The following is a 13,449-nucleotide window of genomic DNA, read 5'->3' on the forward strand; positions in this document are numbered from 1 at the left end:
CATGCATCGCCCGACCGCGACCCTCCGGACCCGCCAGCAGCGCTGGTGGATCTGGCTGTGCGTGGCGGCGGTGCTCGGCTTCCAGGCGCTCGGCCTGGTGCACCGCAGCCTGCACGGGTCGGCCGGCCATCCCTCGCGCATCGCCATCGCGATCGCGCAGGCGGCGGGCGAGGACACGCCCGCGCCCAGCTTCGGCCATGCGGCCGGCACGCCGGACTGCCAGTTGCTCGACCAGCTCAGCCATGCGCTGGGGCCGGTCGCCCAGGCCTTCGCCTGGACCGCGCCGTCGCCGGACCTCCCGGTCGACGTGGACGCGCCGCACGACGCGGCGCTGGCCCAGCTGTGGCGCAAGGGCGCGCGCGGTCCGCCGCGCGCCTGACACCTCCGTCGATATTTCCCGCGTCCTTTCAGCGTCGCTTCGGCGTCGTTCCTCGACGTTCTTTGCGCCGTTTGCACCGTGCTCGTGCCGTGCTCGCGCCGTTCCGCGCTGCGCGCCACGCCCCTCGACGGGGCCGTGCGCCGCACGGCGGCGCGCCCGGCACGCGCCTCGGCGCTGGCGTTCGCGCCCGCGGGATCCACATCAGCATCTGATCGCGCCGCGGTGCTCGACCGCCGGCGCTCGAGAGTGTCCTCATGGCCAACAAGCCCCGTTTCCCGTTCCTCCTGTCTCCCATTTCCCTGGCGCTCGCGCTGGGCGCCGGCACCGCCTGGGCCCAGCGGGCCCCCGTCGTGTCGACCGCCGATGCCGCTGCTCCCACAGGTGAGGCCGCCAATGCCGACACCGCCGCGGGCGGCGCGGCCCGCGCGCACAAGCACAAGCTCGACGTCGTCGTCGTGACCGGCAACCCGCTGAGCCAGCGCGAGCTCGCCGCGCCGGTGCAGGCGCTGAGCGGCGACGCGCTGACCCTCAAGCGTGGCGCGAGCCTGGGCGAAACGCTGGACGGCCTGGCCGGCGTGGGCTCGACCTACTTCGGTCCCAACAGCAACCGCCCGACGATGCGGGGCCTGGACGGTGACCGCGTCCGCATGCTGAGCAACTCCGGCGCCTCGGTCGACGCCTCCAGCCTGAGCTTCGACCATGCGCTGCCGGTCGATCCACTGGTGCTGACGCGGGTCGAGGTGCTGCGGGGCGCGGCGGCGCTGCAGTACGGCGGCAACGCGATCGGCGGCGTCGTCAACGCGATCGACAACCGCATCCCGCGCCTGGCCCAGCCGGGCCTGAACGGCGTGGCCGAGCTGCGCCTGGGCGGCGCGTCCGATGAGCGCGGCGGGGCGGTGGTGCTCGACGGCGGCAGCAACGCGTTCGCCTGGCACGTCGATGCCGCCGACCGTCGCGCCGACGACCAGCGCGTGCCGCGCTTCACCAGCGAAGACGGCAGCAGCACGCGGGTGCGCAACTCCGACGCCCACGGCCGCAGCGGCGCGGTGGGCGGCTCGCTGCTGTTCTCGCAGGGCTATGCCGGCGTGTCGGTGGAGGACTACCACAACGAATACGGCGTGACCGTCGAGCCCGACGTGCGCATCCAGATGCAGCGCCAGCGCCTGGCCACCGCCGGCGAGTGGCGCGATCCGCTCCCGGGCCTGGCTCGCGTGACCTGGCAGTTCGCGAGCAGCCGCTACAAGCATCAGGAAGTGGAGGGCAGTGGCGAGATCGGCACCGTCTTCGAATCCGACGGCAAGGACGGCCGCGTCGAGGCCACGCATGCGGCCTTCCAGGGCGGCTGGGGCTCGGTGCAGGGCGTGCTGGGCTGGCAGTGGGACCAGAGCGACTTCTCCGCGCTCGGCGAGGAGGCGCTGGTGCCCGGCACCAAGACGCGGAGCAACGCGCTGTTCCTGATCGAGCAGTTCAAGTCCGGCCCGTGGAGCCTGCAGGCGGGCGCGCGCGCCGAGCGCGTCAGCGTGGCTTCGACCGGCGGTGACGAGGAGCGCTTCGGCGATCCCGTGACGCGCCGCTTCAGCCCGAAGAGCCTGTCGCTGAGCGGCGCCTATGAGCTGGGGCAGGGCTTCAGCCTGTCGAGCAACCTGAGCAGCAGCCAGCGCGCGCCGACCTTCTATGAGCTCTTCGCCAACGGCGTGCACGTGGCCTCGGGCGCGTTCGAGGTCGGCGACGTCAACCTCGGGCTGGAGCGCGCGAAGGCGGTCGACCTGGGCCTGCACTGGAAGCAGGGCGAGGCCAAATGGAGCCTGCAGGTCTACCAGACGCGTTTCTCGAACTACATCGCGCTGGACGCGAGCGGCCGCAGCGTCGAGCTGGTCGGCGAGGACGGCGGCACCGAGACCGTGCCCGAATACCTGTACCGCGGCGTGCGGGCGCGGATGCATGGCATCGAGCTCGAAGGTCGTCAGCCGCTGCCGGCGGTGGCCGGCTGGAGCCTGATGCTGGGCACGACGCTGGACCTGGTGCGCGGCACCAACCGCGATACCGGCGAGCCGCTGCCGCGCCTGGCACCGGTGCGCGCCAGCCTGTCGATCCAGGCTGAGCGCGGCCCGTGGCTGATCCAAGCCGAGCTGCGCGGCGCCAGGCGCCAGGACCGCGTGCCGGCGCTGGACACGCCGACGGCCGGTTACGGGATCCTGAGGTTGAACATCGCGCGCCACTTCGACATCGGCAACCTGGACGCGATGTGGTACCTGAAGCTGGACAACCTGGCCAACAAGCTGGCCTACAACGCAGGCAGCGTGCAGACCATCCGCGAGCTGACGCCGCTGCCGGGGCGCAGCGTGTTCGCGGGGTTGCAGGTCAAGTTCTGACGCGGGCGCCGGCCCTCACCCCCATCCTCTCCCGCAAGCGGGAGAGGGAGCTTCACCGGCGCGCTTCGCACTTCCTCCCGCTTGCGGAAAAGGGTGCCATCTGCGCGCCCCGCACTCCCTCCCGCTTGTGGGAAAGGGGCGGCCATCGTTGCGCTTCGCACTCCCTCTCCCGCTTGCGGGAGAGGGCAGGGGTGAGGGCCAGCGGCCGTGGAAGTAGAAGATCAGGGCGCCAGTCGCTCCCGGACCCAGATGCCGTCCTCGAGCCGATACACGAGCCGGTCATGCAACCGCGACTTGCGCCCCTGCCAGAACTCCCAGCGCTCGGGCACCAGCCGGTACCCGCCCCAGTGCGGCGGTCGCGCCGGATTCAACCCATGCTGGGCCGCAGCCTTCGCCGCGTTGGCGACCAGCACCGCGCGCGACGAGATCACCTGGCTCTGCGGCGACGCCCAGGCGCCCAGCCGCGAGTCCAGCGGCCGCGACGCGAAGTAGGCATCCGACTGCGCGGCCTCGACCTTCTCGACCCGCCCTTCGATGCGCACCACCCGTTCCATCTCGACCCAATGGAACTGCAGCGCCGCGAACGGATGCGCCGCCAGCTCGCGACCCTTGCGGCTGTCGTAGTTGGTGTACCAGACCAGCCCGCGCTCCTCGATGTCCTTGATGAGCACGATGCGGGTGGACGGCCGGCCGTCCGGGCCCACCGTGGCCAGGGTCATCGCATTGGGTTCGGGGATGCCGGCGTCCAGCGCCTGCTGGAGCCATTCGCGGAACTGGCGCAGCGGTTCGGGCGAGGCCAGCTGCTCGTCGAGCTCGTCACGCTCGTAGCTCTTTCGAAGGTCGGAGAGTTTGTCCATCCTTTGGAGTATCGGGCGAATCCTTAAGTAAAGCTCCCACTCGTGAAACTCCGGGTGCGAGCCCCATCTTCCGGCAGGCATGCTTCCCGGCATGGAGCCGTGCCAGAGAGCGGCGGCCGGGGGGACTCGGGACCAAACCAGAAGGAAGTTTGCATGAATCAGCGACGACCCGCCGTCGTCGTGCTCGCGGCAGGGCGCGGCCAGCGCTTTCGCGGCGAGGGCCACAAGCTGGAACAGGTCTTGAACGGGGACACCGTGCTGGCGCTGACGCTGCGCCAGACGATGGCTTCCGGCCTGCCGATGCTCGTGGTGACCTCGACCGCGTTGGCGCCTCTGGTCCGACGCCATGTGGCCTCGCGCGACATGCTGGTGCTGCCCGACCAGGACCGCCTGGGACGTCCGGCGCCGCTGGGCATGGGCCATTCGATCGCGGCGGGTGTCGCCGCGACCGGGGACGCGCCGGGGTGGCTGATCCTGCCGGCCGACATGCCGATGGTGCGACCCGGCACCCTGGCCGCGGTGGCCGATGCGATCGAGCGCGATCCGATCGCCTACGCCCAGCACCGCGGGCGCCGGGGGCATCCGGTGGGCTTCAACGCCGAACTCTTCTCCGAACTCACCAGCCTGCAGGGCGATGAGGGCGCGCGCCGCCTGCTGGCGCGTTATCCGGCGCAGGCCGTGGACGTCGACGATCCGGGCGTGCTGATCGACGTCGATACCGTCGAGGACCTGCAGCGGCTCAAGGTGGATCCGTCGATGCCGCGCCCGAGCGACCTGGGCATGCGCAGCTTCGGCGGCTGAAACGGGCCAAGGCCGGCTCCGGCTGAGACCTGCCGGCTCGCGATGTCGAGCCGCGGCTCAAGCCGACGCGGCCGGTCGCTTCACAACCCGTGCGCGCGAGCCAGCGCCAGCTGGCGCTCCAGCGCGCGGTCGTGGATGCCGTGCTCCCGCAGGCAGGTCACGGCGCGCGTCAGGTAATCCAAGGTCGTGCCATAGCGCCCGCGCGCGTGGCGCAGGATGTGCAGCAATCGGTCGTCGGCGAGGTCACCCACCCAGCCCGGACTGCGCCGCGACAGCGTGAAGGCCAGCGCCTTGCGCGTGCCCAGGCCATCGGCGCACTGGCAGTCCAGCCACCGCGGCACGTAGGTGCCGACCACCATCTCCCGCAGCCACAGACGATGCAGCGTGGCCTCGCTGTCCTGCGGCGCCACGCGGTAAAGCAAACCCCGGCAACTGCCGCCCGACAGCAAGGTCATCACCAGCCCTGGTTGCTCCGCGCTGCCCCGGTTCACCAGCGAACGCAGGCGCAGCGCGCGGTGATAACCCTGGACCTTCGCCACCAGCGTCTGCGCAGGCTCGAAACCGGGGTTCCACATCAACGAGCCATAGGCGAACATCATCAGGCCGTGCTCGCGGTCCCATTGACGCTCCGCCACTTGCAGCAGCGCTTGACTGTGGGCAGGAAGGTCTTCGAGCCGGGCTTCGGCCAAAGGGTCGTGAATCATGGGGGAATGCTGCCATAGGGGGGGCACTCCCACTGCCACTGGCGGTGCGTTGGCCGCGAGGGCATGGGGCCTTGGCGGCCAGCGCCAAAACCCCATGCCCTCCCGTCCCGGCAGCAGGGCTGACTGCAACGAAGCGGTGGCAGGGCGTAGAACGGAGGCGGAGAGCGGAGAGCGGAGAGCGGAAGGTGTCGTGCGGCGGGCGCGCTTCGGGAACGTGGACTGCCGCGCAGTGGGTGAGCGTTTTCGTAACTCTCTTGTACCTGGGAAAGCGCTTGCGGAGGGCCGTGGGACCCCGTCGGCGTGTAATATGGTTACCAATCTAACCCTGGCCGAGTTACATCGGCAGTCGGCATGAACAAGACGCTTCTGGACGTCACCGCGCGCATCAAGGCGCGCAGCGCCGCTTCGCGCGAGCGCTATCTGGACCTGATCGAGCGCATGGCGGGCCGCCAGCGCGGCGTGCAGCGCCTCGGTTGCGCGAACGTCGCCCATGCGGTGGCCGCGATGCCGGCCAACGACAAGCTGCGCATCGTCGCCGAGAAGGCGCCGCATCTGGGCATCGTCACGGCCTACAACGACATGCTGTCGGCCCATCAGCCCTATGAGAACTACCCCGCGATCATCCGCGACGAGGTGCATCGTCAGGGCGCCACGGCGCAGGTCGCGGGCGGCGTGCCGGCGATGTGCGACGGCGTCACGCAGGGCACGCCGGGCATGGAGCTCAGCCTGTTCTCGCGGGACACGATCGCGATGGGCACGGCGGTGGCGCTGTCCCACGATGTCTTCGATGCCGCGCTGCTGCTGGGCATCTGTGACAAGATCGTGCCCGGCCTGCTGATCGGCGCGCTGCACTTCGGCCATCTGCCCTGCGTGTTCGTGCCGGCCGGGCCGATGAGTTCGGGGCTGTCCAACAACGACAAGGCCAAGGTGCGCGAGCTCTACGCGCAGGGCAAGGTCGGCCGCGACGAGCTGCTGCAGGCCGAGTCCCAGGCCTATCACGGCGCCGGCACCTGCACGTTCTACGGCACGGCCAACAGCAACCAGATGCTGCTCGAGGCGATGGGCCTGCATGTGCCGGGCGCGGCGTTCGTGCATCCGCATGACGGGCTGCGCGAGGCGCTGACCCGCGAGGCCGTGCGCCAGGCGTTGAAGATCATTCCGCAGCGCGACTACACGCCGATCGGCCGCATGGTGGACGAGCGCAGCATCGTCAACGCGATGGCGGCGCTGCTGGCGACGGGCGGCTCGACCAACCACCTGATCCACTGGATCGCGGTGGCACGCTCGGCGGGCATCCTGATCGACTGGAGCGATTTCTCCGAGTTGTCGTCGGTCGTGCCGCTGCTGGCGCGGGTGTATCCGAACGGCAGCGCCGACGTGAACCAGTTCCAGGCCGCGGGCGGCCCCGGCTTCGTGATCAAGGAACTGATCGGCGCCGGGCTGATGCACGGGGACGTGCTGACCTCGGTCGCGGGGCAGGATCTGAATGCCTTCGCGCGGCTGCCGCGCCGCGCCGAGGATGGGTCGGTGAGCTGGAGCGACCTGCCGGCCCGGAGCGGCGACGAGGCGGTCGTGCGCACCGCCGCCGCGCCGTTCTCGCCGACCGGCGGGCTGAAGCTGCTGGCGGGCAACCTGGGGCGCGCGGTGATCAAGGTGTCGGCGGTGCCCGAGGATCGGCACACGGTGGAGGCGCCGGCGCGCATCTTCGACAGCCAGGAGGCGATGCAGGCCGCGTTCAAGGCCGGCGAACTGGAGCGCGACGTCGTGGTCGTCGTGCGCTTCCAGGGACCGCAGGCCAACGGCATGCCGGAGCTGCACAAGCTGACGCCGCCGCTGGCGGTGCTGCAGGGCAAGGGCTTCAAGGTGGCGCTGGTGACCGACGGGCGCATGAGCGGCGCGTCGGGCAAGGTGCCGGCGGCGATCCACGTGAGCCCGGAGGCGCTCTCGGGCGGACCGCTGGCCAAGCTGCGCGACGGCGACCTGGTGCGGGTGTGCGCCAACAGCGGCGAGCTGACGGCGCTGGTGCCGGCGGCGGAGTGGGACCGGCGTGAGCTGGCGCAGATCACCGCGGACGCGGTGATGGACAACGGCGCCGGACTGGGCCGCGAGCTGTTCGCCGGCATGCGGCGCAATGTGACGTCGGCGGAGGAGGGCGCGGTCACCTGGCTGTGAGGCTGGAGGATCGACGCGTCGGCGGATTCGGATTCGATTACGAGGAGAACCCCATGAGTTCCATCAAGGACACCCTGAGCCTGGCCGAACACGGTCCGGTGATTCCGGTCATCGTCATCGACCGCGTCGAGGACGCGGTGCCGCTGGCGCGCGCGCTGGTCGCCGGCGGCGTGAAGGTGCTGGAGGTGACGCTGCGCACGCCGGTGGCGCTGGAGGCGATCGCCGCGATCGCGCGCGAGGTGCCGGAGGCGCTGGTCGGCGCGGGCACGCTGCGGACCTCGGCCGACGCGGTCGCGGCCAAGCAGGCCGGTGCCTGCTTCGCGGTCAGCCCCGGCTTCACGCAGGACGTGGCGAGCGCCTGCGAGGCGCATTTCTTGCCCTTGCTGCCGGGCGTGTCGACGGCCAGCGAGGTGATGATGGCCAGCGACGCCGGCTACAAGTTCCTGAAGCTGTTCCCTGCGACCGCGGTGGGCGGCGTCGGCCTGCTGAAGGCGCTGGCCGGCCCGTTCCCCGACGTGGCGTTCTGCCCCACCGGCGGCATCACGGTGCAGACCGCGCCCGATTTCCTGGCGCTGCCGAACGTCAAGGTCTGCGGTGGGTCGTGGCTCACCCCGGCCGACGCGGTGAAGGCGGGCGACTGGGCCCGCATCACCCAACTGGCCAAGGAAGCGAGCGCGCTGCGCTGACCCCTCGCCGCTCACCCGCCCCATGGGGGCGGGCCGGGGTGGGGTAACTGCTGCCCCGCCCGCTCGGAGGGCGGGGATGGGGTGGGAGCGAAACGATGAAAAGGGCTTCCAGAGCCGTGGCCGCCGGTTGCCTGGTTCACCGCTTCACAGGATCGAAGATCAAGCAAGTCGTGCTCCCATGCGCATACAGCTTGCCGTCATGGCCGATCAGGTCCGCCTCCGCCGTCGCCATCTGGCGGCCGACATGCCGCACGCGGCCGATGGCGCGCACGACCGGCACGCGCTCGTTGAGCGCCCGCACCAGGTTGATCTTGAGCTCCAGCGTCGTATAGCCGCGGCCGGGATCCAGCGTCGTGTGCACCGCGCAGCCCAGCGCCGAATCCAGCAGCGTCGCATACCAGCCGCCGTGCACCGTGCCCATCGGGTTGTAGTGCCGGAACTTGGGCGATCCCTGGAAGATCACCTCGCCCTTGGTCACGCGCAGCAGCGTGAAATCGAGGGTCTGCGCGATCGGCGGCGGCGGCAGCTTGCCGTCGAGCATCGCCTGCATCTGCTGCAGGCCGTTCAGGCCGGCGATCTCCGCCATCGTGGCCACGCCATGCTCGGGCCGCAGCATTGCGCGGACCGCTTTTTCTTCGTCCAGCCACTGGGCCAGCGCTTCGTCGTGCGAGGGGGTCAAAGCTGCGCTCATCGTGCATTCCTGTCGGGTGAATGAAGACCATCCGGAAACTTGTGGCTGCAATGGTTGCAGCTACAATCTTTCGCTGTCAAGCATCCCTGCGACAGCCGCAGGCTTCCACGTGAGGGGACCCATGAACGCGTCCGTCACCGCCACGAAGACGTCCGCCACGGCGAGCACCGCCCAGGCGGAGCCCATCTCGCCCAAGGGCTGTACCAATTTCAAGCTTCGCCAGGTGACGCGGCTGGTCTCCAACCACTGCGAGGCCCATTTTGCCGAGACCGGCCTGAAGACCACGCAGTACGCGCTGCTGTCGCACATCGTGGTGCTCGGTCCGATCCAGCCGAGCGAACTCGCGCGCCGCATGGACCTGGATCTGTCGACGCTGTCGCGCAACATCCAGCCCCTGCTCGCGATGGGACTGGTGGAGACCCTGCCCGGGCCCGACGCGCGCAGCCGCCAACTGCAGGCGACCGAAGAGGGCCACGCGCGTCGCAAGCAGATGAAGGCGACCTGGAAGCGCGCGCAGCTCTCGCTCAACGAGCGCCTGGGCGACGAGCGCGTGCAGCGCCTGCATGCGCTGCTCGACGAATGCGCGGCGCTGATGCGCGGCGAAGTCGATCCGGACGAGCTCGATGGCGACTCGCCATGAGCGCCTGAACGCTCCGAGCGCTCCAAACCCGAGCAACGCCCAGAGCGCCCCGAGCGCCCTGAACGTTCACGCGGCTCAACGTCCCATCTGGAACAGGTCGAGCGCCGCAGCCACCTCGCCGGCCTGGCCGCGCAGCCGATCCGAGGACCGCGCCAGGTCCTCGACCATCGCCACGTTCTGCTGCGTGATCTGCTCAAGTTGACGCACGGCGTCGGTCACCTGCGAGATGTCGTCGAGCTGCGCCTGCGCGCTGCGCTCGATGTCCTCGATGACGCCGCCGAAGCGCTCCACCGCCGAGAGCGTGTCCGCCATGCTGCGGCGCGCCTCGCCGGTCTGGCGCGTGCCCGCCTCGACCTTCTCGCCGGAGGCGGCGATCAGCTGCTTGATCTCTCGCGCCGCCACCGTGCTGCGCTGCGCCAGCGCGCGCACCTCCGACGCCACCACCGCGAAGCCCTTGCCATGCTCGCCGGCCCGCGCGGCCTCGACCGCCGCGTTCAACGCCAGGATGTTGGTCTGGAAGGCGATGCCCTCGATCAACTGCGTGATCTCGCCGATGCGGGCCGAGGCCTCGGCGATCGCGGTCATCGTGTCGTTGACCGAGCGCACGTTGCCGTCGCTGCGCCGCGCCGCCTGGCCGAGCTCCGCGGCGACCTCGCGCGCCCGGTGGGCCGCGTCGCGGTTGCCGCGCACCTCGTCGGTGATCTGGCGCATGCTCGCGGCGGTCTGCTCCAGGCTGGACGCCTGGGCTTCGGTGCGCCGGGCGAGGTCATGGTTGCCTTGCGCGATCGCGTCCGACACCGCCCGCATCTGGCCGAGTTCATGCTGCGTGTCCGACACCAGCGCGCGCAGGTTCACCCGCAGTTGCGTCAGCGCGCGATCCAGCGGTCCCGGCGGCGCGGCCGCCTCGGTGACATGAGGACGAGGCGCGCCCAGGTCGCCGGCCGCGAGGCGCTCCGCCACCCGCAGGCTTGCGCGCAGGGCGGCGCGTCTCTGGCCCACGCGCAGCGCCGAGACGACCCCGACCGCGAGCCGCCGCCAGAGCGGCGCGCGAAGACGGCCGTGATGCAGCGCGAGTTCGCTCCGACCTGGCCGACCCGGCCGGCCTTCGGCGTTCATCCGCGCATACAGCGTCTCGGCCGCGCGCACCTGTTCGCGCGTGGGCTGGCTGCGCACCGACAGGTAGCCCGCCGGCTGGCCGTCGCGCAGCAGCGGCGTCACGTTGGCCATCACCCAGTAATGGTCGCCATCCTTGCGGCGGTTCTTCACCAGGCCCGACCAGGGTCGTCCGGCTTGCACCGTCGCCCAGAGGTCGCGGAAGGCCTCGGCCGGCATGTCGGGATGGCGGATCAGGTTGTGCGGCCGGCCGATCAGCTCCTCGCGGCTGAAGCCGCTGACCGCGACGAAAACGTCGTTGCAGTGCAGGATCCGGCCCTTCAGGTCGGTGGTGGACACCAGCGCGCGGCCTTCGGGGAACGGGAATTCCCGTTGCGTGACCGGCAGATTCGTTCTCATCGATGCGTTCCCTGTACGGTAAGTCTTGACTTGGATCAAGACACAGCATCGATGAGGTGGTCAGGGCGTCACTTGAGCAAGATCAAGCCATTGCGGGTTGACCCGGGAGAGGGTTGGCGCGCCGTGAAGGAGTGCCGGCGCGCCGGCCGTCAGTCCAGCGTGACGATCACCGGTGCGTGATCGCTGGGCTTGGGCAGCTTGCGCATCTGACGGTCGATCGTGCAGGCGGTGACGCGGGGCTTGAGCGCCTCGCTGACGAGGATGTGGTCGATGCGCAGGCCCTTGTTCTTCTGGAAGCCGAGCATGCGGTAGTCCCACCAGCTGTAGCTCTTGGGCGGCTGCTCGAACAGCCGGTAGGCGTCGGTGAGGCCCAGATCGAGCAAGGCCTGGAAGTGCGCGCGCTCCTGCGGCGAGGTGTGCGTCTGGCCGACGAAGGCGGCGGGGTCGTAGCAGTCGCGGTCCTCGGGGGCGATGTTGAAGTCGCCCATCAGCACGAGTTGCTTGTGCTGCTGGAGTTCACTGGCGAGCCAGGCGCGCAGGCCGTCCAGCCAGGCCATCTTGTAGACGAACTTGTCGCTGTCCAGCGCCTGCCCGTTGGGGAAGTAGGCGCCGATCACGCGCACGTCGCCGACGGTGCCGGCGATCAGCCGCGCCTGTTCGTCGGCATAGCCGGTGATGTTCTTGACGACGTCCCGGGCGGGCTCGCGGGACAGCAGCGCCACGCCGTTGTAGGTCTTCTGCCCGAACCACTGGACCTGGTAGCCGGCCTCGCCGATCTCCAGGGTCGGGAACTTGTCGTCGGTGAGCTTGGTCTCCTGCAGCACGAGCGCATCGACCGGATTGGCGGCCAGCCAGTCGAGCAGCTGCGGCAGGCGCACGGCCAGGGAGTTGACGTTCCAGGTGGCGAATTTCATGGTGCTCGTAGGTGATGAGGCAGGCAACGCCGCATCGTACCCAGTCCTTCGGCGCCGACGCGCCATCGCCCTGCAGACGCCAACTGGAGAGGCTCAGGTGGGCCCGGTGGGTGCCGGCGGGTGCCGCCTGCCCAGGCGCCGGGCCGATTCGATCAACGCCGGGGTCATGACCGCCCAACCCGCGCCCAGCACGGCCAGTGCGACCGCCGGGTCAGGAAAGCTGCCGGCACCCAGGCGCACGGCGGCCAGGTAGGACAGCGGTCCCCCGATGGCGCCGAGCACCGCCGCCAGCAGCGGCCGCCCGTGCAGCCACGCGAGCGGCCCCCGGAGCAAGGTCGCGAACAGCGCCCAGAGCGCCAGGATCCAGATCGGCGCCAACTGGGGCAGCGGGCCGGGCGATGCGTACTGCACCCAGCCTTGCCGGACCATCGCGCTGTCCCACGCGAGGCCGATCAGCATGGCCAGCACCGTCAGCGCCAGATCCGCGGCGCGGGCGGGACTCACGGCCAGGTGCAGCAGCACGACCGCGGCCACCGCCATCAGGCCCGCCGCGACCTGACCATGCGCCGCGCCGAGCACGCACGCGAACCAGGCGGCCTGGAACAGGCAGAACTGGACGAGGCCGATCATCAGCCGCCTCCTCGATGCACTGCCTGCCTGCATGGCGGCGCCCCTTCCATCGCGGCGCGCCGCGCGCTGCCGCATCACAGCGGGTTGGGGATCAGCACCTTGTCGACGACGTGAATCACGCCGTTGCTGGCCCGCACGTCGACCGCGACGATCCTGGCCGGCGTCGCGCTGGAGTCGGTGATGGTGGGCGGCGTGCCGGCGTTGATCACGAGGGACTGGCCCAGCACCGTGGTGACCGGCGTGCCGAAGGGAATGTTGGCCGACAGCACCTCGCTGCCCAGCACGTGATAGGTCAGCACGTTGGTGAGCTGCTGCGTGCTCAGTCCGTTCACCGTCGAGGCGATGGCCGCGAAGGCGTCATGGGTCGGCGCGAAGACGGTGAAGGGGCCGGCGCCGCTGAGCGTCCCCTGCAGGTTCGCCTTGACCACCGCGGCGACGAGCGTGTCGAAGGTCGGGTTCACCTGCGCCATCTGGACGATGTTCAGCAGCCCCGGAGGCACGAGCACCTTGTCGACCGCATGGATGACGCCGTTGCTGGCCATCACGTCGGCAGTCGTCACACGGGCGGTGGTGAGGGCCGCATCCTGGATGGTGACGCCGCCGGTGAAGCTCAGGCTGAGCGTCGTGGCGTTGCCGTTGAACTTGTACAGCGTCGCCTGCGTGGCGCCGCCCGCGGCCAGGTCGGCGGCGGCCTTGCGCGTGCCCAGCACGTGGTACTGGAGGATGCCGGCCAGCGTCGATGCGGGCAGGGCCGTGACCATCGCATCGGCACTGGCGAAACCCAGCTGCGTCGCCAGTGTCGTGAACGCCTCGTTGGTCGGCGCGAAGACCGTCAGGGACACCGAACCGTCCGCGAGCGTCGACGCCAGCCCCGCTTTCGTGGCGGCCGCTGTGAGCGCGGTGAAGCCGCCGTTCTGGGCGGCCTGGGCGAGGGTCGGCATCGGCGCGGGATCGTCGTCGTCGCCGCCGCAGGCGGTGAGCATCGTCGACACCGTCGCGGCCGCGAGCAGCCATTTGAAGAGACGCAGCATGATGGTTCTCCTGGGTTCACGTTATGGCGGTTGTGGCGGCCCGGACCGGCACGACCGGCC

General features: G+C 70.4%; 13 protein-coding genes and 1 pseudogene. 6 read left to right on the forward strand and 8 right to left on the reverse strand.

The features are described from left to right. Position 1: 1 nt before the first annotated feature. The gene (locus BM393_RS08720; protein ID WP_091724391.1) at positions 2-379 is read left to right on the forward strand and encodes a hypothetical protein; all 378 of its coding nucleotides are present in this window, start codon (positions 2-4) and stop codon (positions 377-379) included. Positions 380-633: 254 nt separating this feature from the next. Further along, the gene (locus BM393_RS08725; RefSeq protein WP_091724392.1) at positions 634-2,751 is read left to right on the forward strand and encodes a TonB-dependent receptor; all 2,118 of its coding nucleotides are present in this window, start codon (positions 634-636) and stop codon (positions 2,749-2,751) included. Positions 2,752-2,972: 221 nt separating this feature from the next. Here the strand turns inward: BM393_RS08725 and pdxH are convergent, their stop codons facing one another. Next, on the reverse strand, positions 2,973-3,608 hold the full coding sequence (pdxH, locus tag BM393_RS08730; protein WP_091724393.1) for a pyridoxamine 5'-phosphate oxidase: 636 nt from the start codon (positions 3,606-3,608) through the stop codon (positions 2,973-2,975). A 153-nt stretch (positions 3,609-3,761) separates the two neighbouring features. Here pdxH and BM393_RS08735 point away from each other — a divergent pair, with 153 nt between their 5' ends. Further along, the gene (locus tag BM393_RS08735; protein WP_091724394.1) at positions 3,762-4,409 is read left to right on the forward strand and encodes an NTP transferase domain-containing protein; all 648 of its coding nucleotides are present in this window, start codon (positions 3,762-3,764) and stop codon (positions 4,407-4,409) included. Positions 4,410-4,489: 80 nt separating this feature from the next. On the opposite strand, the gene BM393_RS08740 is transcribed toward BM393_RS08735, so the two are convergent. Then, positions 4,490-5,113, reverse strand: a complete 624-nt coding sequence (locus BM393_RS08740) for a gamma-glutamylcyclotransferase (protein ID WP_175538233.1) — start codon at positions 5,111-5,113, stop codon at positions 4,490-4,492. Positions 5,114-5,464: 351 nt separating this feature from the next. Here BM393_RS08740 and edd point away from each other — a divergent pair, with 351 nt between their 5' ends. Beyond that, on the forward strand, positions 5,465-7,285 hold the full coding sequence (gene edd / locus BM393_RS08745; RefSeq protein ID WP_091724396.1) for a phosphogluconate dehydratase: 1,821 nt from the start codon (positions 5,465-5,467) through the stop codon (positions 7,283-7,285). 53 nt (positions 7,286-7,338) lie between these two features. Then, on the forward strand, positions 7,339-7,971 hold the full coding sequence (locus BM393_RS08750) for a bifunctional 4-hydroxy-2-oxoglutarate aldolase/2-dehydro-3-deoxy-phosphogluconate aldolase (RefSeq protein ID WP_091724397.1): 633 nt from the start codon (positions 7,339-7,341) through the stop codon (positions 7,969-7,971). A 136-nt stretch (positions 7,972-8,107) separates the two neighbouring features. Here the strand turns inward: BM393_RS08750 and BM393_RS08755 are convergent, their stop codons facing one another. Then, complete coding sequence (locus BM393_RS08755) at positions 8,108-8,662, reverse strand: PaaI family thioesterase (protein WP_091724398.1); 555 nt, start codon at positions 8,660-8,662, stop codon at positions 8,108-8,110. 121 nt (positions 8,663-8,783) lie between these two features. On the opposite strand from BM393_RS08755, the gene BM393_RS08760 reads away from it, so the two are divergent. Beyond that, positions 8,784-9,302 carry a MarR family winged helix-turn-helix transcriptional regulator gene (locus BM393_RS08760; protein ID WP_091724399.1) on the forward strand — a complete coding sequence of 173 codons (519 nt, stop codon included), beginning with the start codon at positions 8,784-8,786 and terminating at the stop codon, positions 9,300-9,302. 75 nt (positions 9,303-9,377) lie between these two features. Here the strand turns inward: BM393_RS08760 and BM393_RS08765 are convergent, their stop codons facing one another. From BM393_RS08765 to BM393_RS08780, 5 genes and pseudogenes are all read right to left on the reverse strand, one after another. Continuing rightward, entirely contained in the window at positions 9,378-10,529 is a 1,152-nt protein-coding gene (locus tag BM393_RS08765; RefSeq protein WP_404932594.1) for a methyl-accepting chemotaxis protein, read from the reverse strand. Between the two features lie 3 nt (positions 10,530-10,532). Then, positions 10,533-10,814, reverse strand: a pseudogene (locus BM393_RS26420) (PAS domain-containing protein); the annotation flags it as partial. A 149-nt stretch (positions 10,815-10,963) separates the two neighbouring features. Next, a complete protein-coding gene (locus tag BM393_RS08770; protein ID WP_091724401.1) occupies positions 10,964-11,728 on the reverse strand; it encodes an exodeoxyribonuclease III in 765 nt (254 codons plus the stop codon). A 93-nt stretch (positions 11,729-11,821) separates the two neighbouring features. Next, positions 11,822-12,358 carry a DUF2878 domain-containing protein gene (locus tag BM393_RS08775; protein WP_175538234.1) on the reverse strand — a complete coding sequence of 179 codons (537 nt, stop codon included), beginning with the start codon at positions 12,356-12,358 and terminating at the stop codon, positions 11,822-11,824. Between the two features lie 74 nt (positions 12,359-12,432). Beyond that, positions 12,433-13,389, reverse strand: a complete 957-nt coding sequence (locus BM393_RS08780; protein WP_254783289.1) for a fasciclin domain-containing protein — start codon at positions 13,387-13,389, stop codon at positions 12,433-12,435. Positions 13,390-13,449 lie beyond the last annotated feature (60 nt).

This window comes from Mitsuaria sp. PDC51, from assembly GCF_900113225.1.
In the GTDB taxonomy this organism is placed as follows: Bacteria; Pseudomonadota; Gammaproteobacteria; order Burkholderiales; family Burkholderiaceae_C; genus Roseateles.

Coding starts and splice junctions, on each gene's coding strand:
- BM393_RS08750 (WP_091724397.1), top strand. CDS start 7,339: ATGAGTTCCATCAAGGACACCCTGAGCCTGGCCGAACACGGTCCGGTG.
- BM393_RS08720 (WP_091724391.1), top strand. CDS start 2: ATGCATCGCCCGACCGCGACCCTCCGGACCCGCCAGCAGCGCTGGTGG.
- BM393_RS08775 (WP_175538234.1), bottom strand. CDS start 12,358: ATGATCGGCCTCGTCCAGTTCTGCCTGTTCCAGGCCGCCTGGTTCGCG.
- BM393_RS08755 (WP_091724398.1), bottom strand. CDS start 8,662: ATGAGCGCAGCTTTGACCCCCTCGCACGACGAAGCGCTGGCCCAGTGG.
- BM393_RS08725 (WP_091724392.1), top strand. CDS start 634: ATGGCCAACAAGCCCCGTTTCCCGTTCCTCCTGTCTCCCATTTCCCTG.
- BM393_RS08760 (WP_091724399.1), top strand. CDS start 8,784: ATGAACGCGTCCGTCACCGCCACGAAGACGTCCGCCACGGCGAGCACC.
- BM393_RS08740 (WP_175538233.1), bottom strand. CDS start 5,113: ATGATTCACGACCCTTTGGCCGAAGCCCGGCTCGAAGACCTTCCTGCC.
- pdxH (WP_091724393.1), bottom strand. CDS start 3,608: ATGGACAAACTCTCCGACCTTCGAAAGAGCTACGAGCGTGACGAGCTC.
- BM393_RS08735 (WP_091724394.1), top strand. CDS start 3,762: ATGAATCAGCGACGACCCGCCGTCGTCGTGCTCGCGGCAGGGCGCGGC.
- BM393_RS08780 (WP_254783289.1), bottom strand. CDS start 13,389: ATGCTGCGTCTCTTCAAATGGCTGCTCGCGGCCGCGACGGTGTCGACG.
- BM393_RS08770 (WP_091724401.1), bottom strand. CDS start 11,728: ATGAAATTCGCCACCTGGAACGTCAACTCCCTGGCCGTGCGCCTGCCG.
- BM393_RS08765 (WP_404932594.1), bottom strand. CDS start 10,529: ATGGCCAACGTGACGCCGCTGCTGCGCGACGGCCAGCCGGCGGGCTAC.
- edd (WP_091724396.1), top strand. CDS start 5,465: ATGAACAAGACGCTTCTGGACGTCACCGCGCGCATCAAGGCGCGCAGC.